Below are 20,781 nucleotides of genomic sequence, written 5' to 3' on the forward strand. Positions count from 1 at the left end.
CATCGTATAGGAAAGGGAGCTCATGGCGACGCCTCTCCCCCTCCTGCGCGCGGCCGCGCTTCCGGCGCTCCTTGGCCTCAGCCTGCTCCACGCCACCGCCGCGGCGCAGCCGGCGCCGTCCGGAGAGACGCCCGCCGCCGACCCGCTGTTCGCCCCCAGGCCAGCGGTGCGGCGCGCCGGGTTCACCGCAGGGATTGCCGGCGGCCTGTCGCTCGGGAGCGCCGCCGGATTCCCGAATGATATTCAGAAGATAGGATTCCAGCGACACTACACCGAGACAGGCGTCGGGATCGGCGGCGGGGGTTACGTCTGGCTCGGCGGCGTGCTCGCGGACTGGCTCACGTTCGGCGGGGCGTTCGGCGGGCACGCCCTGAGCGCCGCGGACCATGGTTCCCTGGCCGGCGGGTTCATGTTCCACACCGAGGTATTCCCGCTCTTCTCGCTCGGGGAGCGCTGGAGAGAGGTGGGCGTCATCTTCGACGCCGGCACCGGCGTGGCCTACACGACCTCGGACGACAGCGACACCGACGTCATCGACGGCGCTCTCCCGGCTCGCATCGGAGGCGGCGTGTTTTACGAGGGGATCCGGCTCTGGAAGGTGTCGATGGGGCCGTGGCTCTACGCCGATTACACCTGGAGCACGTCGGTACGCCAGCCAGGCTTCTACCTGGGCTGGCGCACCGCCATCTACACCGGCCCTTGAGCCGACCGCCGCTGCCGCAGGCCGAGCGCTCCTGGCACCGCGATCGCAGCGCGGAGCTCTCCCGCACCACGCTACGCCTGCAGCTCCGGCGGCCGCCGCACGAGCACCTCCCGCCGCGGCGGCGCCAGCGTGAGCCGGATCCCGCGCCGGATGAGCTGCATCGCCGCGAAGGACACCGCGCCCACCAGGATCTTCCGCCCGATCTCGCGCGGCACGCTCGGCTTCCCGCGCGGCGCCACCCAGTCCGGGTGCCGCCAGAAGCGGACGAGCGCGCGGACCCGCTCGCCCCGCAGCCGCTCGTCGCGCGCCCGCGCCCCCCGGACCAGCGCGATCACCGCCGCGCCGCCCATGATCGCGAGCAGGAGCCCTCCGGTGGCCACCCCGGCGCCGTGCCGGCGCACCTGGGTCTTCACGTCGAGGAGCGCGTGGCGCCGCCGATCGATCACCTCGATCGTGTGCAGCAGCCGGTCGCGCAGCTCGTCCGCCTTCCGCTCGAACTCCTCCCGCTGGCCGTTCAGCCCCTTCATACGACGCGCTCCCGGACCAGCCGGACGTCCGACCCGAGCCGGCCGCGCGTCCGCTCGAGCGGCCTCCTCGGCGCACGCTCGTAGCCGACGATGCCCACCACGATCGCCAGCGCGATCAGCGCGAGCCCCATCAGCAGCGCCGGGAGCGGCTCCGGCGAGATCGCCAGCGCGATCGCGACGAGCACCAGCGCCACCCCGAGCAGCGCCGCGGCAGCCGCCACGCCGAGCGCGACGCCCGACGTCTTCGCCCGCGAGATCTCCTGGTTGATCTCGTCGCGCGCCAGCGCGACCTCGACCTCTATCAGCTCCCTCGCCTCGACGATCGCCTCCTTCACGAGATCGGCCGTCGAGCTCTCGGGCCTGGGATCCAGCTGCCTCATGGGACACCTCTCCGCCTCACAGGATGAACGCGCTCGGGAGCGGAGCAGACAGCCGCCAGCACACGGAACGCCGCGGAGCCCCCGCCACCGACCCGCGCCACGCGGTGCATACGGCACGCCAGCCCCATCCTCGCGAAGGCGCGCGCGCGCTGCGCGGCCTCCGCCCCGCCCCGCGCGGCGGGCGATCAGGGCAGGGCGCCGGAGACGACGCGCTCGTGCCCGCCGTAGTCGAGGCTCCTCGTGACGTCGACGAACCCCGCCGCCGCGAAGAGCTCGGCGACCTCGCCCGCCTTGCCGGCCTCGACCTCCACCGCCAGCACGCCGCCGCCGGCGAGCAACGCCGGCGCGCCCGCGACGATGCGGCGCGTGAACGCGAGCCCGTCCGGTCCCCCCGCCAGCGCGAGGTGCGGCTCGTAGCCGCGGATGTCGATCTGCAGCGCGGCCACGTCCTGGTCCGGAATGTACGGCGGGTTCGCGGTGATCAAATCGAAGCGGAGGCCGGACGGCACGCCGGCGAAGAGATCCGAGCGCAGAAACCCCGCGTTGACGGCGCCGAGGCGGAGCGCGTTCTCGCGGGCGACGGCGAGCGCCCCGTCCGAGATGTCGATCCCGAGGACGCGGCTGGTGGGCCGCTCGCAGGCGAGGCTCACCGCGACGCAGCCGGACCCGGTGCACAGATCGAGCACGCGCGCGGAGAGCGCGAGGTGCCTCGTCCGGGCGAGGCCGACCTCGACAAGGATCTCGGTGTCGGGGCGCGGGATGAGCACGCGCGGATCGACGCGGAACGGGCGGCCGTAGAACTCCCGCACACCGAGCAGGTAGGCGACCGGCTCGCCGGCGCGGCGGCGCTGGTGCAGCTCCCGGTAGGCGGCGAGCTCGTCCCTGGTGAGCGGCCGATCGGCGTCGATGAGCAGCCCGACGCGATCGATGCCCAGCACCTTGCCGAGCAGGAGCTCGGCGTCGAGGCGCGCCGAGGACGCGCCGCGCTTCCTCAGATCGCCCGAGGCCCAGGCGATCACGCGGCGGATCGTCCAGGGCTCGTTCTGCGGCTCGATGTCGGGCTTGGTCACGGGAGCGGGGCGGCGACGGCGTCGCGGACAGCGGCGGAGACGACGGCCTCGACCTCGGCGCGGACCGCGTCGCGATCCGCGACCGAGCGGGCCTCGAACCGCAGCACCAGGATCGGACCGGTGTTCGAAGCGCGGCAGAGGCCCCAGGCCCCGCCGCCGAAGTCGATGCGCGCGCCGTCGATGTCCACCACCGGACGGACGCGGCGGAAGTGCTCGGTCACGCGGCGCACGACCTCGAACTTCACGGCGTCGGGGCAGTCGACCCGGATCTCGGGGGTGGCGAAGGTCAGCGGCACGTCCGCGAGCAGCTCGCCGAGCGGCCGCTGCTCCCGGGCCACGATCTCGAGCAGGCGGACCGTCGCGTAGACCGCGTCGTCGAACCCGAACCACCGGTCGGCGAAGAACATGTGCCCGCTCATCTCGCCCGCGAGCAGGGCGCCCTCCTCTTTCATCTTGGTCTTGATGAGCGAATGGCCCGTCTTCCAGAGGATGGGGCGCCCTCCGCGCGCGGCAATGTCCGCGTAGAGCGTCTCGGAGCACTTCACCTCGCCGAGCACGGCCGAGCCGGGGCGCTCCGCGAGGAGCGACCGCGCGAACAGGAGCAGCAGCTTGTCCCCCCAGATCACCTCGCCGCGCTCGTCGACGACGCCAACCCGGTCGCCGTCGCCGTCCCACGCGACGCCGAGCGCGGCGCCTGTCGAGAGCACGCGGGCGCGGAGCGCCTCGAGGTTCTCGGGCACCGTCGGGTCCGGGTGGTGGTTCGGGAACCGGCCGTCGATGTCGCAGAAGAGCGCGTCCGGCGAGAAGCCGAGCGCCGTGAGCGTGCGGACGCCGAGCGGGCCGGCCGCGCCGTTGCCGGCGTCGACCACGAAGCGGACGTCGGTGCGGGACAGGCGGGCCGCGGCGCGCACCGCCTCGATGTAGTCGGCCGCGAGGTCGACCTCGGTGAGCGCGCCGCCTCCCGCGGCACCTGCGGCGCCGAGGCCCTCCTCGATGGCATCGGCGAGCTCCTGGATCTCCTGGCCGAAGAACGATGCCTTGCCGCGCATGAGCTTGAACCCGTTGTCCGGCGCCGGGTTGTGGCTCGCCGTGATCATGATCGCGCCGTCCGCGTGCAGGTGGTGCGCCGCGAAGTAGAGCAGCGGCGTCGGCCCGACGCCGGCCGAGATCACGTCGGCGCCGCCCGCGCGCAGGCCGTCCGTGAGCGCGGAGAACAGCCTGTCGCTCGAGAAGCGGCCGTCGCGGCAAACGGCGACCCGAGGACGGGGCCCGTTGACCGACATGGTGACGCGCTGCGCGTTGAGAGAGATCTGCAGGAGGCCGGCGAACGCGGCGCCGAGCTCGCGGGCAAGCTCGCTGCTGAGGTCGCGCTCGGCGTCGCCGCGGATGTCGTACTCGCGGAAGATGGTTCGGGGGACCTTCATGGACCACGCGGAGGAGCGCCCGTGCCGCGCTGCAGCGCGGGGCCGGCGCCAAGGGTGCTCTGACACAGCGCAATCGTGGGTGAAACGAAAAACGCTCGCCACGGCGCCGGCTCGTCGGCTCGTCGGCTCGTCAGTTCGTCGGTCAGCTCGTCGGTCAGCTCGTCGGATTGCGTTCCTGGCCGCCGGCCGGGTAAGTTGGGCCCCGTGGAGCCCAGGACCGCATGATGACGCGCGCACAGAGAACCGGCCTCGCTGCCATGCTGGCCCTCTCCGCGTGCCTCGCCTGCAGCGAGGCCGCCCGGGCGGCGGAGCCGTCGCCCGCCGCCCTGCCGATCACCGTCGTCGCCCTCCGGACCGACGACGCGTACGACCAGGCAGGCGCGCTGACCCAGGCGCTCCGCTCCGCCGTCAAGGAGACCCCGGGGTGGTCGGTCGGCGAGGGGGATTTCTCGCTGGAGGTCCTGACGCTCTCGCTGCAGTGCGAAGATGTGCCCGACGCGGGCTGCCAGACGCGCATCGCCGACCAGATCAAGAGCGACCGCTATCTCTGGGGCGTGCTCCGCAAGAGCGACACCAACGTGGAGGGCGCCCTGCACCTCTGGACCCGCGGGAAGCCGGCCACGAGCGTCCCGGTGAAGCACAGCGCGAACCTCACCGAGGCCAACGACGAGCCGCTCCGCAAGATCGCGGCGGACGCGATCGCGGCGCTGACCGGCGGGCCGCCGGAGGGCTCGCTCCGCGTGAGGACGGGCGCCGCGCAGGCGAGCGTGCTCATCGACGGGAAACCGGTCGGCAACGTGCAGAACGGCGAGGCGACCTTCACGGTCACGGCCGGGCCGCACAGGGTGCGCGTCAAGTCGTCCGGCTTCCTCGACTCCGAGGCGTCGGTCGTGGTCCTGCCCGTGGCCACGACGGACGTCGCGCTCAGCCAGATGCCCGCCGAGCCGTCGCAGTCCAACTGGAAGCGGGTGGGCGGGTTCATCGGCCTCGGCGCGGGGGCGGTGTTCGGCACCGTCGCCGTCATCAGCTCGGTCCAGGTCGCGAGCATCCAGAGCGACCCCCGGTACACGGCCTACCGAGGGCTGTTCCTCACCGGGGTCGAGGACGTCTGCGCGCCCGCGCAGCGCGAGGCCATCCGGGGCGACATCACCGCCGACGCGAGGACGGCCGACGCGGGCATCCGGCTCTGCGAGAGGACGGACACGTTCATGGGGCTCCAGTACGTCTTCTACCCGCTGGCGGTGGTCTCCGCGGGCCTCGGCGCCTACCTGCTCGTGACGAGCGACAGCCGGAGCGGGGAGCGCACCGGCTGGACCGTGCAGCCCAGCGTCGGCCTCGGCGCGGGCGGCCTCGACGTGACGTACCGCTGGTGAGCCCCGCCCTTCGTTCCGCTCGCCAGGAGCCCGGCCAGGGGCGACGATCATGCGGGTGATCGCCGGCCGGCTCGGGGGGCGGAGGCTCGCCGCGCCGCGCGGCGAGGGCACGCGGCCGACCGCGGATCGCGTGCGCGAGGCGCTCTTCTCCTCGCTCGGCGACGTCACCGGCGCGCTCGTCTGCGACCTCTACGCCGGCACCGGCGCGCTCGGCATCGAGGCGCTCTCGCGCGGCGCGCGGCGCGCGGTCTTCGTCGAGAGCGGCCGGCCCGCGCTCGCCACGCTCCGCGAGAACCTCGCCGCGCTCGGCCTCGCCGAGGCGGCGCGCGTCGTCCCGCTCCCGGTCGAGCGCGCGCTCGATCTGCTCCGCGACGAAGGCCCCTTCGATCTCGCGCTGCTCGATCCGCCCTACGCCGCCCTGACCCAGGCCGCCGCCGCGGCCGCGCGCCTCGCCGGCCCGCTCGGCTTGCTCGCCCCGACCGGGCGCCTCGTCCTCGAGCACGCGCGCCGCGATCCTTCCCCGGAGATCGCCGGGCTCACCTGCGCTGCGGCCCGCACCTACGGTGACACCGCGGTGTCGTTCTACACGCGCTGAGCAGCCTCCACGCGCTCGACACGCGCCGAGCAGCGCGCGCCGGGCAGCCCGCTGCGCGCACCGGATACCCCGCCTGCGCGCCGAGCAGCCGTCCGCGCGGACCCAACATGTTCATCCGGGGCGCATCCAGTTTCCTGGCGCGCTTCCCTGCCCGCCCTTGTAGACTCGCCCCGCCGGACGCGCCCGCGTCTCGGCTCCGACGCACGATGGCCCCGCCGAAGCGGCCGGCCCCCGCGCGCCTCTCCGGGAGGACTTCTCAACGTGTCCGCATCGATGCCCCCGTCGTCCCAGCAGATCCCGGGCAAATCCGGCAACTCTGGGCCTTACATCGCAGGAATGGTCGTCCTTGCCGCGCTCATGGCGGGCCTGCTCTACTGGAAGCTGCGCCCGGAGCCGGACGCGCCGCCCGCGGCGCCCACCGCCGCTGCCCGCACCGAGACGAAGTCCGCGGATCCGCCGCCGCTCTTCGCGCCCCCCCCGCCGCCGCCCGTCGACGAGGTCGAGGATGCCGGCGTGGACGCTGGCAAGGTCGCGTCGGGGCAGGGCCCGGCCACGACCGGCAAGTCGCCTTGCTCCGGCAAGTGCGGCGACGGCGCCAGCTCGCCCGCGCTCGACTCCGCCGTCCTCGGGCTCGCCCGCTCGGCGCAGGGTTGTTATAACCGCGCACTGCGCACCTCGGAGGTCTCCGGCAAGCTGACGGTGAGCGTGCAGGTCGCCTCGACGGGCGCGGTGTGCAGCGCCTCGATTCTCAACGATACCGTGGGTTCGGGCGAGATTGCGTCTTGCGTCCTTGGACGTTTCCGCGGCAAATCACTGCCTCCGCCGCAGAGCGGATGCGTCGTGGTGAACGTTCCGATCAACTTCACCATCAAGCAATAGGAAGCCGCCGATGCGAATGCTCCCCCTCCGGATGGCCAGCTTGCTCCTCCTCGCGCTCGCGCTGTCGAGCGCCGCGTGCCGCGTCGAGGAAGGCACCACCCCGACCTGCACCGACAACCTCAACGACGAGCAGGGAATCGTGGACGACCCGGATGGGTGCCATCGGCTCCCGTACTGCATGGTGAACGGCGCGCAGGCGGCCCCCGCGGAGTGCTGCAAGAACGCAGAGGGCATGGTCAACCCGGAGTGCGCCAGGGGGTATGCGTCCCTGACCTCCTCGGCCAGCACGACGTCGGCGAGCAGCTCCGGGGGCAACGGCGGCTCCGGGGGCGACGGCGGCTCGGGGGGCAACGGCGGCTCCGGGGGGAACGGCGGCTCCGGGGGCGACGGCGGCTCGGGCGCCGGCGGCTCGGACGGCGGCGGGGGGAGCGGCGGCTAGGCCGCGCGCATCCATCCGCCGTGGCGAGGAGTGCCGCTTCCAGCCGGGGGATCCTGCTCTCGGTCGCCTATGACGGGCGCCCGTTCGCGGGCTTCGCCCGTCAGCGCGACCAGCGCACGGTCTCGGGCGAGCTGCTCGGCGCGCTGCGCGCCATCGACCCGGCCATCCGCGAGATCCGCGGCGCGAGCCGCACCGACGCGGGCGTCCACGCGCGCGACCAGCGCGTCGCCTTCGACACGGCGGCGCCGCTGCCGCCGCGCGGCTGGGTCCTCGCGACCGCGCGCCACCTCCCGGACGAGATCGTGATCCGGCGCGCCGCCGTCGTGCGCGTCGGGTACTCGCCCCGCTTCGAGAGCCTCCGCAAGCGTTACCGCTACCTGGTCCTCCGGGATCTGGTCCGCGATCCGTTCCTCATCCGCCGCGCCTGGCGGGTCGAGGGTCTCACCGACGACGCGATCGAGCGGGCGCGCGCCGAGACGCCCGCCGTGAAGGGCACCCACGACTTCGCGGCGTTCCGGACGAGCGCGGACGAGCGGACGAGCACGGTGCGCACGCTGTACGGCCTCGAGCTGTCGCTCGACCCGGCGGACCCGCGCCTCGTCCGGATCGACGTCGAGGGGAACGCGTTTCTGCACAACATGGTGCGCATCCTGGTCGGCACCTTGATGGACGTGGCGCGCGGCTACCTCGCCCCCGGCGCGATCGCCCGCGCGCTCGCGTCGCTCGACCGGCGCGACGCCGGGATCACGGCGCCGCCGGACGGGCTGTACCTGGAGCACATCCACCTGCGCGACGACGGCCAGGATCCCTGGCCGACGGGCCCGTCGGGCGGGTCCTCGGAGGGCGACACCGCGCCGGAGGACACCCCATCGACGGGCGACGCCGCCCCCGCGGAGCCGGGTGCCGAGACGGACGCCGGGGGCGAGGCGAGCGCGCGGCCCGAGACGGACGCCGGGGGCGAGGCGAGCGTGCGGCCCGGGGCGGGAGCGCCCCTTCTGCCCGATCGGTGACTCGCGCGCTTTCCGCGCGCCAGGAGGTTGCGTTCGCGAGCGCTTCCCGTCTTACCTCTCTTGCCTCGCTGCCGGGCACCCCGCTCCGCGGACCGCGGACAGGACCTCTCCCACGCGCTGGAGGAAGCATGAACTCGCGTCGGCTGACTGCATCCCTCGCCCTGCTCATCCCTGCCCTTGGGCTCCCGTCGCTCGCGGGCGCCCAGCCGTCCGCAGCGCCGGCGGCGGCGCCCCCCCTCAGGGCGCCCTCGCCCCCGCCGACGGCGGCGCCCTCGCCCCCGCCGTCCCGCGCCGCCGCCTCCAGCGCCGCCGCGGCCGCCGGCGCTGCTGATCTGCGCCGCCTCGGCGAGACCTTCGCCGATGTCGTCGACAAGGTCGGTCCCGCGGTCGTCCAGATCGAGGTCGCCGTCGGCGAGGACGTCTCCTCGCCGCTGCGCTGGTTCCGCGACGGCGGCCAGCGCCGCGGGCTCGGCTCGGGCGTCCTCTTCTCCCCGGACGGCGGCATCCTCACGAACGACCATGTCATCGACGGGGCCCGCGCGATCACCGTCCGGCTCCGCGACGGCCGCATGTTCGCCGGCCGCGTGGCAGGCCGCGATCCCGCGACCGATCTCGCCGTGCTCCGCATCGACGCGAAGGCCCTCCCCACCGCGACGTTCGCCGACAGCGACGCCGCGCGCGTCGGCGCCTGGGTGGTCGCGATCGGCTCCCCCTTCGGCCTCGGCCACACGGTCACCACCGGCGTGCTCAGCGCCAAGGGGCGGGGCGGCGTCGGCGTGAACGACGTGGAGGACTACCTCCAGACCGACGCGAGCATCAACCCCGGCAACTCGGGCGGACCGCTCGTCGACCTCGACGGCCGCGTGCTCGGCATCAACACGATGGTGGTGAGCCGGGGGCAGGGCATCGGGCTGGCGGTGCCGGCGAGCATGGCCCGGCGCGTGGCCGAGCAGCTGCTCCGGCACGGCCGCGTCGAGCGCGCCTGGATCGGCGTCGGGCTGCAGGACCTCACGCCCCAGCTCGCGGCGGTGATGCCGAGCCCGCCTCGGGCCGGCGCGCTCGTCAACGCCGTCAACCCGAGCGGCCCAGCCGCCAGGTCGAACCTCCAGCCGGGCGACGTGATCACGTCGGTCGCGGCCAGGCCGACGCGCGACGCGCAGGACGTCATCCGCGAGCTCTTCAACCACAACGTCGGCGAGACGCTGCCGGTCGAGGTCGTGCGCGGCGGCCAGCAATACCAGACCCGGGTGACGCTCGCCCCGCGGGACGAGCCGGCGCCGCCGGCGCTCCCGGTGCAGCGCGCGCCCGCCCCGCACCCGGACCTCGGCCTCACGCTGCACGACGTACCGGCCCCGCGCGGCGAGCGCGGCGAGCGCGGCGAGGGCCGGGCGCTCGCGCGCGTGGCCATCGTGGCGAACGACTCGCCCGCCGAGCGCGCCGGCCTCCGTCCGGGCGACGTGATCCTGGAGGCCGACAGCCGCCGCGCGCCGACCGCCGCCGAGGTCGAGGAGGCCGCGCGCGACGGCGAGCTCCTCGTCCGGGTCCAGCGCCGGGGCGCCGCGTTCTACGCCGCCCTCAAGCGCTGACCCGCGCCGGCGCCCCCGGAAAATCCGACGCGGACAAATGGACTACCCGCGCTCGCCTTGGTAGTCAGGGTACCGTGCACATCGGACTCGACCGTCTCCCGGATCTCTCGCAGCTCCAGCGCATCCGATCGGCTCGCCTGGGGGTCCTTGCGCACCCGGCGAGCGTCGATCGCGATCTCACCCACATCGCGTTCGTCCTCGAGCGCCTCGGCGTGCGCCCGCGCCTCTTCTTCGGCCCGGAGCACGGCTATGGCGGCGAGGCGCAGGACATGGCGTCGGTGACGAGCGCCGTCGACGCGCGCTCCGGCGCGCGCATCGTCAGCCTCTACGGCGATCGCTTCGAGGATCTCTCGCCTTCCGCGGCGGATCTCGCGGAGATCGACCTGCTCCTCATCGATCTCGCCGACGTCGGCGCGCGCTATTACACGTTCGTCTGGACGGCGCTGCTCGCGCTGCGGGCGGCCCACGCCGCGGGCGTGCACGTCGTGCTGCTCGACCGGCCGAACCCCATCGGCTGCGCGCTGGAGAGCGTCGAGGGCGCGACGCAGGCGCCTGGATTCCTCTCGTTCGTGGGCCTCGAGCCCGTGCCGATCCGCCATTCGCTCACGGTGGGCGAGCTGGTCGCGCTCTTCGCGCGGCGCGAGGGCATCCCGCTCGGCGACGTCGCCTGCGGCCTGCAGGTCGTGGCGGTCGAGGAGCATCGCCGCGAGGGGCTCGCCGCCGAGTGGGATCGTCCGTTCGTCCTCCCCTCGCCCAACATGCCGGCGACCGACACCGCGCTCGTCTACCCGGGCGGCTGCCTGATCGAGGGGACGAACCTGTCGGAGGGCCGCGGCACGACGCGCCCCTTCGAGATCGTCGGCGCGCCCTGGCTCGACGGCCGCGATCTCGCCGCGCGCCTCGCGTCCACCGGGCTGCTCGGGTTCATCGCGCGGCCGCTCACCTTCCGGCCCACCTTCCAGAAGCACGCTGGCAAGACCTGCGGCGGCGTCCAGGTCCACGTCACCGACCCGCGCACCTTCCGTCCAGTCGCCACGTACCTCGCGCTCACCGCGTTTGCCTTCAGGCAGCAGCCCGAGCAGCTCCGTTTCCGCACCGAGCGTTACGAGTACGTCGACACGATCCCGGCCTTCGATCTGCTCACCGGCTCTGCCGCGGCGCGCCTCGCCATCGAGGCCGGCGAGGATCCGCTGGCGATCGCCCTGGAGGTGTCGCGCCCGGATCCGGCCTGGTCCGAGGTGATGCGCGAGGCGCAGGCGGCGCGGGCCGCCGCCGGCTGAGCGCCGCCCGCGCGGCTCAGCGATCGTAGCGGTCGTAGGGCTCCGGCCGGGAGAGGATGCCGGCCGTGTACCTCGTCGCGAGGACGACGAGCAACAGCGCGAGCCCGGTGATCACGGAGAAGATCCGCGCCGGGCCCTCGGCGGAGAAACCGAACAGCCAGGGCGAGGCGACGAGACCGACGCCGAGGGAGGACTCCAGCGCTCCGTGCACCGGAAACCGGATCTTCCTGGCGGCGCCGAGCGGCTGGTCGGACAGCAGCGTCAGGACGAGGTGCGTCAGGGCGGCGACAGAAGAGACCGCCGTCGGCACCGGCCCGAAGCGGAGCGCGAGCGGCGCGAACGCGAGCAGGACGACGAACGCATAATCGGCGTACCCATGGAGTCGCGGAGACAGCAGCTTCATCGGTCCCTCCTTGGAGAGCTCTCCGCACGACGGTGCATCGCATGTGCCGGTGAGCGGCTGTCAGCGCGCGCGCAGCCCGCGTCGGGACGCCGCGCGACCCGGAGAGCAGGGCGGTTATTGCTCGTCCGGGACGGGCAGAAGGGTGCTTGTCGTGCTCACCTGAAGCGAGCGCATGGGGCGCGCGCGCTCGAATCGGGACAGGGCCCGGCGGAGCTTGACGGTGCTGGCGCGGATCTCCTCACCGTCTACGATGCGCTCTGGCAGGGGGCGGCGACGTCGGCGTCGTCACCTCGTTCACGTTCGAGACACACCCTGTCTCCGGGGTCTCGATCTTCAGGGTCTCCTGGCCGTGAACCGACCTCCCGCCCCAGCGGCGGGCCCTGCGCGGCGGCCTGCGCGCGTCGCGCTCCGGGGCGCGGGCGCTCAGCTCGTCGACAGGAGCTCGTCGAGCACGGCCTCGTACTCGTCGACGAGAGGGTGCGGCGCCAGCGCTCGACCCATCGCGCGCAGCTCTTCGAACCTGGCGACCTGCACCTCCCTGCCGCGCTTGAACATCGGCCACGGATCGCCGTGCTCGCGCGAGCAGACGATGATGGACTGGAGGTTGTCTATCTTGTCCGCCAGCGTGATCGCCTGTGCTTCCCAGGGCTTTCCGGGGAACGCCTTGAGATAGAGCCGCTTCCGGTCCTCCCAGGGAAGCGACCTGTCCTGCTCGGTCACGTGGCGGACGAGCGTGGCGACGCGCTCGCCGAAGTGCTGGACCAGCTCGTCGAACGTGACGCCCTGGTCCTCCATGGCGTCATGCAGCGCGCCGGCCGCGACCACCTCGTCGTCGAAGCCGTGGCGCGCGAGCAGGACCGCGACGCCGGCGAGGTGGCTGATGTAGGGGACGTCGGCGTTCGGATACTTGCGCTTCTGTGCTCGGTGCCAGACCGCCGCCTGGTCGAGCGCGCGCTTGAGGAGGATGCCCATCGCGATGTCCCGCTCACCATAGCCGTTCGGCGTCCGGAGCGCAGGCACTCGAACGCGAGCCGCCACCACCGGCGGAGATCCGTCCCGACCGGACCGCGCGCCGCCCGCCCCGACAGCGCGGCGGTGAGGGCGTCCAGCGCCCGGATGCACCGTCGACCAGCGGCCCCGCGGGCGCCGAGGGCGCTCCGCCGCAGCGAGGCCGCCGCGGCGAGGCCGCCGCAGCGAGGCGATCGTGGTGCAAATTTCCACCCCACATTGAATCTGTGTTCGGCGCCTCGGGCCCCGCGGCGCGCGACATCCGCTCTTCGACCCGCGTGAGCCGCTCCGCCATCGTGTCTTGTCTTGCTGTGTAGACAGGGGCGTTCGTGAACGGAGAGACATACCTGCTCTGCGGATGTCGCGCCGGCCCTGCCGCCGTGGGACGCGCGCCTGGCGGCGGGCGTCGCGCTGCGCTTCCGGTGGCGGACCGCATGACGTAGCATCGGGTCGTGCCTGCGAGCGGAGCCGCCTCCTTGCCCATCCCCGCGCGGCCACCTCTCGTTCGTTCAGAGGGTCCGGGGAGGTGCGCGCAAGTCCTACGAAGATGTAGACCACGTCGCTCGTTGCCCAAGACTCCGCAGTTTCCGGCCGGTATACTGGTCCGTGACAGCGGCTTAACTCGTCATGCGAAACCCGCCGACGCAGGGTGCCACCTCATGAGATCTCGGTCTTTCTGCTCGCTGGCGGTCGCGCTGGCCGCCCTCGCCGCCGCGCCCGCGCTCGCCCGCGCGCAGGATGCGCCCGTCAAGCCCGAGGGCATGGCCCTGAGCCGCTTCGTCCCGGCGCCCGCCGGGGATCGCATGTTCAGCGTACCGTCGCCGTTCGCGCCAGGCCACCTGACGCCCCACGTGATGCTGCTGGCCGATTACGCGAGCAATCCGCTCGTCCTGCGGCGCGAGCGCGACGGCGCGGAGATCGGCGCGGTCGTCAGCGATCAGCTCACGTTCCGGCTCAACGCGTCGCTCCCGCTCTGGAACAAGGTGAGCTTCGACCTCGACGCGCCGCTCACCGCGCTCCAGTCGGGAGAGAGCCCGAACGGCGGCGGCCGCGAGTTCGCGTCCCCGAGCGGCGCGGAGCTCGGCGACCTGCGGCTCGGCGCGCGCGTGCAGGTCTATGGCACGTACCACGACCCGCTCCAGCTCGCGGTCGGCGCGTACCTCTGGCTGCCCACCGGCGCGGACGACTCGTTCGTGAGCGACGGGAGCGTCCGCGCGATGCCTTACATCGCCGCCGGCGGCCGCCTGGAGCGGCTTGTCTGGTCGACCTCGCTGGGCACCGAGCTCCGGCGCTCCCAGTCGTTCGGCGGCGTGGCGCAGGGGACGATGCTCACCCTGGGCGGCGGCGTCGGGTTCCTCGCCGCCGACGGCCGGCTCCAGGTGGGGCCGGAGCTCAGCACCGCGATGGTGCTCGAGGACATCAGCGATCGCTCGATCAACGCGGAGCTCCTCCTCGACGCGCGGTATCGATTCCTCCCGTTCCTGGAGGCCGGCATCGGTGTCGGGCCGGGGCTCACCTCGGGGATCGGGACGCCCGACCTGCGCTTCGTCGCCATGGCCGCCTTCACGCCGGAGCAGCCGCCGGACACGGACCGGGACGGCGTCCCCGATCCGGAGGACGCCTGCCCGAAGGTGCCGGGCGCGCGCAGCGACGACCCGCGCAAGCACGGCTGCCCGCCGCCGCCGGACCGCGACAACGACGGCATCGTCGACGCCGACGACGCCTGCCCGCTCGTGCCCGGCGTCCCCAGCGACGATCCGCGCAAGAACGGCTGCCCGCCGCCGCCGGACCGCGACGACGACGGCATCGCCGACGCCGACGACGCGTGCCCGCTCGTGCCCGGCGTCCCCAGCGACGATCCGCGCAAGAACGGCTGCCCGCCGGACCAGGACGAGGACGGCGTGCCCGACAGCGAGGACGCCTGCCCCGAGGTGAAGGGGTTCCGCTCGAAGGACCCGGCGAAGAACGGCTGCCCGCGCGACACGGACGGCGACCTGTTCCGCGACGACGACGACGCCTGCCCGAGGGAGAGGGGCTTCGCGGATCCGGACCCCGAGAAGCACGGCTGCCCGAAGGCGGTGCGGGTGACGGACAAGAACGTCGTGATCCTCCAGCAGGTGCAGTTCGACACGAACAAGGCCACCATCAAGCCGGTGAGCGATCCGCTGCTCGACGAGGTCGCGCAGGTGCTCGAGGAGCACCCGGAGATCGTGCTCATCGAGATCCAGGGCCACACCGACGACCGGGGCACCGACGAGCACAACAAGGCCCTGTCGCATAACCGCGCCAACTCCGTCATGGCGGCGCTGGTCCGCCGCGGCATCGACTCGACGCGGCTGACCGCCCAGGGCTACGGCCGGGAGCAGCCCCTCGACGACAACGCGACGGAGGCGGGGCGGCAGCGGAACCGCCGTGTCCAGTTCAACATCATCAAGAAGGCCGCGTACAAGCCGCAGGTTGAAACCGGAGAGGATCGATGAGAAAGCAGTTAGGCGTCACCGGGCTCGCGTCTCTCACGCTGATTGGCCTCACGACCGCCAGCGCGACGGCCGAGCCCAAGCTGCGCATACAGGTCGATCAGCAGGGCGACTTCGCCCTCATCGGGAGCTCGATCGGGCAGGAGTGCCGCTCTTCGACGCCGAGGCCCAAGGAGGGCACGGTCGGCGACTGCGGCACATCGATCGTCGAATCGGGGCCTGATCTCTTCTGGCGGTCCGACTCGCCCGCTGACGGCAGGGCGGAGGCGAACCTCGATGTCGCCCCGGAGATGGCGCGCACGACCGCGGTGCTGACGCTGCCCGAGGGAGCGACGGTGACGCACGCGTTCCTGTACTGGGCCGCGCGCAACAGCGCCGGCGCGGATCCCGACGTCGAGCTCCACCACGCGGGCGGCTTCGACGGCACGGTCACCTCGATCGACTCGGTCGAGACGGTGATCAACGAGGGGAAGCCCAACGAGTCGCACAACTACCAGTCGGTCGCCGACATCACCTCGATCGTGAAGGAGAGCGGCGCGGGGGCCTACCGGGTGGGCGGCGTGGACGTCGTCGACGTCAGGAACAGCGACGACGATGTGGTCTTCGTGGCGTGGTGGATGGTGGTGTTCTACGAGGCGCCGAGATCACCGATCCGCAACCTCGCGCTGTTCGACGGGCTCGACCGGGTCTCCGAGGGCAACTCGCAGCGGGTCGAGCTCTCGGGCTTCAAGGTGCCTGACGCCGGCTTCACCGCGAAGCTCGGCATCGTCGCGTTCGAGGGCGACAACACGAACTCGGGCGACAGCGTGTTCTTCAACCCCCAGAACCCCGGGAAGCCCGACGCGGCCGAGGCGCTGAGCGACGCCCTGAACCCCGCGGACAACTTCTTCAACAGCACCCGATCGGCCCTCGGAGAGCCGGTGTCGGTGGAGGGTGATCTCCCGAGGATCGCGGGCACGCCTCAGAGCATGTCGGGGGTCGACATCGACATCGTGGATGTGAGCGCGAAGCTCAAGCCGGGGAACAACCGGGCGACCCTCGTCGCCACGAGCAGCCAGGAGCTCTATTTCCTCGCGGGGTGGGTGACGTCGATCTCCAACTTCGGGCCCGACTTCAGCAAGTCGAGCAAGGTGGCGAGGGACATCGGCGGGCTGCCGACCTACCGCGGCGACGCCATCGAATACGTCATCACGGCGTCGAACACCGGCAATGACGACGCCGTGGATGCGGTGCTGACCGACGCGCTGCCTCCGGGTGTGACGTTCGTCCCGGGCTCGCTCTCGATCGTCGACGGGCCGAACGCCGGTCCCCAGACGGACAGTCCGGGAGACGACCTCGGCGAGTACGATCCGCAGACGCGGACCGTCACGTTCCGGCTGGGCGAGGGGGCGGACGGCGCGCAGGGCGGCAGCATCCCTGTCGACGGGAGCGTCTCGGTGCGCTTCGAGGTCACGGTCGACGCGGACGCGCCGAACGTCATCGAGAACCAGGCGCGGATCGCCGCGGCGGGCGCGCTCGGTGCGCCGGTCAGCGACGACCCGACGGACGGCAACGGCGCCGCCGCCGGCGCGCCGCCGACCGAGGTCGCGGTGGAGCCCGAGGACTTCTATGCTGCCGGGAGCGGCATGCTCGGCGCCTGCGCGACAAGCCCGCGAGGCCGGGATGGGAGCGCCGGCTGGCTCGCGGGGCTCGCGCTGGCGGGGCTCCTCTGCAGGCGGCGCCGGGCGTAGCGGTCCGACGCTGGAGACGCGAGCGGGAGCCGGGCCGAGCGGAGAGCGCTCGGGTTCCGGCCGAGCTCAGTTGATGGTGAACGACTTGCTGACCGCGACCGGCCCGCCGCCGAAGGCGGGCACGCGCGCGCCGCGGAACAACCTGGCCACGCAGCCGCCGACGCTCGTTCCAGCGAACGGCGCGCCCTGAACCTCGGCCGACGTGACATTGCCGCTCGGCGCGAAGGTGACCTTGACCTTCCCGGTGCCCGTCGGCCCGCCGGCCTTCTTGCAGCTCTTGGCAGAACCCGCTGCCGAGCCGAGCGCCGAGCTCGCGGCGCCGCGGTTGAACTCGCCGCCTCCGGAGGGCGCCGCCTCCGCGGGCTTCTGCGCAGCCGGCTTGTCCGCCGCAGCGGCGGGCGCAGACGCCGGCTTCTCCCTCTCCGCCGGCTTCTCGGCCGCGCCGGGCGACGGCTGATCCGGCGTCGGCGCCGCCGCCGCGGGCTCCTCGGCGGCCGGCGCCGCCGTCTCGGCGGGGGGCGGCGTGGCGGCCGCCGTCTCGGTCGGTGTCGGCGCCGGCGTTGCCGCCGGGCTCGGCACCTCGGCGGGGGTCGTGTTCGTCTGCTCCGGCGTGGTCGTGGACGCGTCCTCCTTCGGCGACTGCATGAAGAAGAAGGCGACGCCGCCGATCAGCACGACCGCGGCGACCGCGGCGGCGATCAGGCCCATGCGGCCCTTCTTCGCCGAGGGCTCCGGCGCCGCGCTCGGGGAGAGCGGCAGGAGCGACGAGGGCGGCACCGACGCCTTGGCCGGGACCGACATCGACGGCGGCGGCCGCGAATCCGTCACCGGCGCAAGCAGGGGGGGCGGCGCGAGCATCGGCGCGGAGGCGATCGCGCCGCCGCCGAGGTTCAGCAGGTCGTCGTAGCCGCTGCGCCCGTTGTTCTTCGCGGGGCGGCTCGAGGGACGCCGGCCCAGCGGGGCGTCATCGTCCTGCTGCTTGACCGCGTTCTCGGTCGCGGTGAGCGCCGAGAGCGAGAAGAGGACGGAATTCTCGTTGCGCTCGCCCACCTGGCGATCGGCGCCGGGCAGCGGGGAAGGCGCGGCCGACTCGGCGTCCCGCTCGGCGGCGCTGAAGATGTCGACCGCGGCCGTGCGGCCCGGGCGACGCGCCGCCGGAGCAGCCGCGACGGCTGCGGCCGGCACTGCCGCCGCCCCGCCGTCCGGCGCCGGAGCCGGAGCCGGCGCGGGGGCCGCCGATGCTGCAGACGCTGACGGTGCAATACCGAGCTGGTTCAGCGCGCGCTTCGAGTCCTTCATCACCACGGTCCCCTCGGGGCCGAACCTGAGCCCGGCCGGCGCCGGAGCCACGGGGATCGGCGCCGCTGCCGGCGTCGGCACGGGCACCGCGGCAGGCGCAGGCACCGCTGCGGCCGCAGGCACCGCTGCGGCCGCAGGCACCGCTGCGGCCGCAGGCACCGCGGCAGGCGCGGGCACCGCGGCAGGCACCGGCTCCGCCGCAGCAGCAGGAGCAGGCGTCGCGGCCGCTGGAGCCGCTGCAGCGACCGCCGTGGCCGACGCCGCATCCGCCTGGGTGGAAAATTGCTCCTTGAGCTCGGGGACGCTGGCGAGCGGCAGCCAGTCGGTCATCCCCTCTTTCCAGACGTAGGTCTCGTTGCTGAGCGCTCCGCGGGCGTACTCGGTCACGAGCTGGGCGGTCGTCATGGTCCGCTCGTCGCCCTCGGCGACGTTGACGGTCCACGCGTCGGGCGCCGCCGACGAGGACGGGCCGCCGGCGTCGAGCTTCGCGTCGGCGTCCTCCGAGAGGTCGCCCTGCTGCCCCACGGTCGCGTCCTGCGACGGAGCCGAGGCCGCCTCATTCGCGCCGTGGACGACCATCGCGTGGTTGCATTTCTTGCATTTGATCTTGACCGTCTTGCCGACGACTTTCTCGTCGGCAATCGTGTACTTGGCCTGGCACGACTCACACGTAATCTTCATGCGACTGTCGCCCTTCCCGTTCCGGCGTGCGGGCATGGGTTCAACGACCACACACGCGCACAATCACGCGGCCCGGTCGATTGACGGAGGATAGCGGGAGCGCGCGAGACCGATCAAGGAGCCGGCTTTTTTTGTGATCGCCGCCGGCGCGGCGCAGCGGGATGACGCAGCGCGCGCCGATGCCCGCGCGATGCGCAAGGGCGACGCGCTCAGTTGAGCAAGAGCAGCTGCGTGCCGTCTTTCCCGCAGAACATCGCCTCGCCCGGATAGCGCTCGCCGCAGGTAGGGCAGATCTTTCCGCGAACCCGCGGCGCCGGCCCGGCGCCGCCCGCGGCCGGCGCCGCGAGCGCGGCACCGGTGGACGCGGGCGCATCCTCGGCCCCGGCGCCGCCGCGCTCCCCGCCGAGGGCGCCGCCCGTCGAGGCGGGGCCTTCGAGCTCGCCGCCGGCGCGCCGGCGCCCGCGGCGCAGCAGGATCAGCCCCGCAAACCCGAGGCAGGCGGCGACCCCGCCCACGATGGCGACGAACAGGTTCTTGCGCTGGCGCCCCAGGTCCTCGCCCGAGGTGGTGCGCCCGCCGATGGTGCCGGCCGCGATCACCACGACGGCGGCCTGATCGCTCTCGCCGGCCTCGTTGAGCCCGCTCGTGGCGAGGAGCGCGTCGTACCGGTCGGGGCTCGTCACCTCGATCGCGACGGTCACGCCCTTGCCGGCGACGGTCGCCACGAGGCCGAGCGCCCCCTCGCCCGCGTCGGCGCCGAGCGAGAGGGCGCCGGTCGCGTCGACCGTCGCGGCGGACGCGAGCGGCCCGGACGCGATCGACCACGCGGGCCTCGTCGCGAGCGCGCACCCTGCCGCATCCATGACCAGCGCGCGGAACTGGAAGCGCTCGCCCGGCCGCATGAGCTTGCGCGACGGCGTGACCTCGAGGCGCGCCGGATCGCCGGGTGCATCACAGGTGCGCGAGGCGGCGGGCTTCTTCTCGGAGGCGGCGGGCGCGGCGGGCGGAGCGCTCGCGATGGGCGGAGCGCTCGCGATGGGCGGAGCGCTCGCCGCGGGGGGCGCCTCGCCTTCGCGCCGGACGAGCGTGTAGGACCGCGTCCTCGTCACGGAGGCGCTGCAGGTCGTGTCCTGGATGATGAACTGGTACTGCCCCGTCTCCGCCATGTGGATGCTTGTGTCGGTCGCCTGCGTCGTCGTGGTGACGACCGCCCGGCGGGGGTCGTTCGGCGGCGTCGTGCAGCGCGTCTGCCAGGAGCGCGCGTTGCCGGACGCCGAGTGCTTGCTGCGCGCGAGCCCGGGCATCTGCTCCCAGCACTCGGCGGTGCTCCACGACCGTCCGGCGCCCGAGATCGAGAGCTCCGAGCCGTGCTGCTGGATCTGCACGGCGCCGCCCGGGGCGCCCTGCGGGCGCGGCCTGGGCCCGCACGCTTCCCCCCACGCGTCGACCGACCACTGTTCGGAGAGCGCGCTCGCGGTCCAGGCCCCGCTCAGCGTCGGCTGGCCCTGCGCCGCGCCCGTGCCCGGAACAGCGAGCGACGCGAGCGACGCGATCGACGCGAGGAGCAGGGCCGGCGAGGCGAGCAGCGGGCGTCCCACAGCCGAACCCTAGCAGCGCCCGCGCACGGACGGCAGCCGGCAGGCTCGCAGCCCGAGGCGGCTCGCTCGTCCTCGCCCCTCGTCCAGGGCGGGCGAGGGCGGGCGAGGGCGGGCGAGGACGCGACCCAGCGCGAAGCGCGGCAGCGCCCTCCCGGACGCAGGCCGCAACACGTGAAAAAGTAGCGCGCTTCGAAAAGGGTCTAGACAGGCGAAACATAGATTCGTTATCTTGAAAAATGGTCCCGTGCGCGCTCTGCATCAAATCTCGTCAGACACTCCCACGTGTCTGATCCGATCCTGTTCAGCCCCTGGCCGGCAT

Annotated in this window: 18 protein-coding genes; 10 read left to right on the forward strand and 8 right to left on the reverse strand. The window is 73.4% G+C overall.

Annotated elements, in window-relative coordinates:
• Nucleotides 1-22: 22 nt before the first annotated feature.
• Nucleotides 23-703, forward strand: coding sequence for a hypothetical protein (locus WMF36_RS42235; protein WP_437576514.1), 681 nt, complete (start codon nt 23-25; stop codon nt 701-703).
• A gap of 71 nt (nt 704-774) precedes the next feature.
• Here the strand turns inward: WMF36_RS42235 and WMF36_RS42240 are convergent, their stop codons facing one another.
• From WMF36_RS42240 to WMF36_RS42255, 4 genes are all read right to left on the reverse strand, one after another.
• Nucleotides 775-1,230 carry a hypothetical protein gene (locus WMF36_RS42240; RefSeq protein WP_437576515.1) on the reverse strand — a complete coding sequence of 152 codons (456 nt, stop codon included), beginning with the start codon at nt 1,228-1,230 and terminating at the stop codon, nt 775-777.
• On the reverse strand, nt 1,227-1,610 hold the full coding sequence (locus WMF36_RS42245; RefSeq protein WP_437483416.1) for a phage holin family protein: 384 nt from the start codon (nt 1,608-1,610) through the stop codon (nt 1,227-1,229). The genes WMF36_RS42240 and WMF36_RS42245 overlap by 4 nt, the downstream gene beginning before the upstream one ends.
• Before the next feature lie 185 nt (nt 1,611-1,795).
• Nucleotides 1,796-2,680, reverse strand: a complete 885-nt coding sequence (prmC, locus tag WMF36_RS42250; RefSeq protein WP_437576516.1) for a peptide chain release factor N(5)-glutamine methyltransferase — start codon at nt 2,678-2,680, stop codon at nt 1,796-1,798.
• Nucleotides 2,677-4,104 (reverse strand): phosphomannomutase/phosphoglucomutase, encoded by a 1,428-nt coding sequence (locus WMF36_RS42255; RefSeq protein ID WP_437576517.1) that lies wholly within the window; start codon nt 4,102-4,104, stop codon nt 2,677-2,679. Before WMF36_RS42255 ends, prmC begins: the two co-directional genes overlap by 4 nt.
• A 257-nt stretch (nt 4,105-4,361) precedes the next feature.
• On the opposite strand from WMF36_RS42255, the gene WMF36_RS42260 reads away from it, so the two are divergent.
• The 7 genes from WMF36_RS42260 (at nt 4,362) to WMF36_RS42290 (ending at nt 11,266) form a co-directional block, all read left to right on the forward strand.
• Entirely contained in the window at nt 4,362-5,477 is a 1,116-nt protein-coding gene (locus tag WMF36_RS42260; protein WP_437576518.1) for a PEGA domain-containing protein, read from the forward strand.
• A gap of 49 nt (nt 5,478-5,526) precedes the next feature.
• Nucleotides 5,527-6,072, forward strand: a complete 546-nt coding sequence (rsmD, locus tag WMF36_RS42265) for a 16S rRNA (guanine(966)-N(2))-methyltransferase RsmD (protein ID WP_437576519.1) — start codon at nt 5,527-5,529, stop codon at nt 6,070-6,072.
• Nucleotides 6,073-6,408: 336 nt separating this feature from the next.
• A complete protein-coding gene (locus WMF36_RS42270; protein ID WP_437483401.1) occupies nt 6,409-6,951 on the forward strand; it encodes an AgmX/PglI C-terminal domain-containing protein in 543 nt (180 codons plus the stop codon).
• A gap of 10 nt (nt 6,952-6,961) precedes the next feature.
• Complete coding sequence (locus WMF36_RS42275) at nt 6,962-7,390, forward strand: hypothetical protein (RefSeq protein ID WP_437576520.1); 429 nt, start codon at nt 6,962-6,964, stop codon at nt 7,388-7,390.
• Between the two features lie 20 nt (nt 7,391-7,410).
• Entirely contained in the window at nt 7,411-8,400 is a 990-nt protein-coding gene (gene truA, locus WMF36_RS42280; protein WP_437576522.1) for a tRNA pseudouridine(38-40) synthase TruA, read from the forward strand.
• A 128-nt stretch (nt 8,401-8,528) separates the two neighbouring features.
• Nucleotides 8,529-9,986: a trypsin-like peptidase domain-containing protein gene (locus tag WMF36_RS42285; protein ID WP_437576523.1), complete on the forward strand. Its 1,458-nt coding sequence runs from the start codon at nt 8,529-8,531 to the stop codon at nt 9,984-9,986.
• Between the two features lie 74 nt (nt 9,987-10,060).
• Nucleotides 10,061-11,266 carry an exo-beta-N-acetylmuramidase NamZ family protein gene (locus WMF36_RS42290; RefSeq protein WP_437576524.1) on the forward strand — a complete coding sequence of 402 codons (1,206 nt, stop codon included), beginning with the start codon at nt 10,061-10,063 and terminating at the stop codon, nt 11,264-11,266.
• A gap of 16 nt (nt 11,267-11,282) precedes the next feature.
• Here WMF36_RS42290 and WMF36_RS42295 read toward each other — a convergent pair whose 3' ends face one another.
• Complete coding sequence (locus WMF36_RS42295) at nt 11,283-11,669, reverse strand: SPW repeat domain-containing protein (RefSeq protein WP_437576525.1); 387 nt, start codon at nt 11,667-11,669, stop codon at nt 11,283-11,285.
• A 423-nt stretch (nt 11,670-12,092) separates the two neighbouring features.
• Nucleotides 12,093-12,689, reverse strand: a complete 597-nt coding sequence (locus tag WMF36_RS42300; protein WP_437576526.1) for an HD domain-containing protein — start codon at nt 12,687-12,689, stop codon at nt 12,093-12,095.
• Nucleotides 12,690-13,336: 647 nt separating this feature from the next.
• On the opposite strand from WMF36_RS42300, the gene WMF36_RS42305 reads away from it, so the two are divergent.
• Nucleotides 13,337-15,157 carry an OmpA family protein gene (locus WMF36_RS42305; RefSeq protein ID WP_437576527.1) on the forward strand — a complete coding sequence of 607 codons (1,821 nt, stop codon included), beginning with the start codon at nt 13,337-13,339 and terminating at the stop codon, nt 15,155-15,157.
• Complete coding sequence (locus tag WMF36_RS42310; protein ID WP_437576528.1) at nt 15,154-16,884, forward strand: DUF3344 domain-containing protein; 1,731 nt, start codon at nt 15,154-15,156, stop codon at nt 16,882-16,884. The genes WMF36_RS42305 and WMF36_RS42310 overlap by 4 nt, the downstream gene beginning before the upstream one ends.
• A 66-nt stretch (nt 16,885-16,950) precedes the next feature.
• Here WMF36_RS42310 and WMF36_RS42315 read toward each other — a convergent pair whose 3' ends face one another.
• Entirely contained in the window at nt 16,951-18,864 is a 1,914-nt protein-coding gene (locus tag WMF36_RS42315) for a zinc-ribbon domain-containing protein (protein ID WP_437576529.1), read from the reverse strand.
• 209 nt (nt 18,865-19,073) lie between these two features.
• Complete coding sequence (locus WMF36_RS42320; RefSeq protein WP_437576530.1) at nt 19,074-20,462, reverse strand: hypothetical protein; 1,389 nt, start codon at nt 20,460-20,462, stop codon at nt 19,074-19,076.
• Nucleotides 20,463-20,781 lie beyond the last annotated feature (319 nt).

The organism is Sorangium sp. So ce887 (assembly GCF_051521455.1).
Taxonomy (GTDB): Bacteria; Myxococcota_A; Polyangia; order Polyangiales; family Polyangiaceae; genus Sorangium.

Coding starts and splice junctions, on each gene's coding strand:
- WMF36_RS42235 (WP_437576514.1), top strand. CDS start 23: ATGGCGACGCCTCTCCCCCTCCTGCGCGCGGCCGCGCTTCCGGCGCTC.
- WMF36_RS42240 (WP_437576515.1), bottom strand. CDS start 1,230: ATGAAGGGGCTGAACGGCCAGCGGGAGGAGTTCGAGCGGAAGGCGGAC.
- WMF36_RS42245 (WP_437483416.1), bottom strand. CDS start 1,610: ATGAGGCAGCTGGATCCCAGGCCCGAGAGCTCGACGGCCGATCTCGTG.
- WMF36_RS42255 (WP_437576517.1), bottom strand. CDS start 4,104: ATGAAGGTCCCCCGAACCATCTTCCGCGAGTACGACATCCGCGGCGAC.
- WMF36_RS42260 (WP_437576518.1), top strand. CDS start 4,362: ATGCTGGCCCTCTCCGCGTGCCTCGCCTGCAGCGAGGCCGCCCGGGCG.
- rsmD (WP_437576519.1), top strand. CDS start 5,527: ATGCGGGTGATCGCCGGCCGGCTCGGGGGGCGGAGGCTCGCCGCGCCG.
- WMF36_RS42270 (WP_437483401.1), top strand. CDS start 6,409: ATGGTCGTCCTTGCCGCGCTCATGGCGGGCCTGCTCTACTGGAAGCTG.
- WMF36_RS42275 (WP_437576520.1), top strand. CDS start 6,962: ATGCGAATGCTCCCCCTCCGGATGGCCAGCTTGCTCCTCCTCGCGCTC.
- WMF36_RS42285 (WP_437576523.1), top strand. CDS start 8,529: ATGAACTCGCGTCGGCTGACTGCATCCCTCGCCCTGCTCATCCCTGCC.
- WMF36_RS42295 (WP_437576525.1), bottom strand. CDS start 11,669: ATGAAGCTGCTGTCTCCGCGACTCCATGGGTACGCCGATTATGCGTTC.
- WMF36_RS42305 (WP_437576527.1), top strand. CDS start 13,337: ATGAGATCTCGGTCTTTCTGCTCGCTGGCGGTCGCGCTGGCCGCCCTC.
- WMF36_RS42310 (WP_437576528.1), top strand. CDS start 15,154: ATGAGAAAGCAGTTAGGCGTCACCGGGCTCGCGTCTCTCACGCTGATT.
- WMF36_RS42315 (WP_437576529.1), bottom strand. CDS start 18,864: ATGAAGATTACGTGTGAGTCGTGCCAGGCCAAGTACACGATTGCCGAC.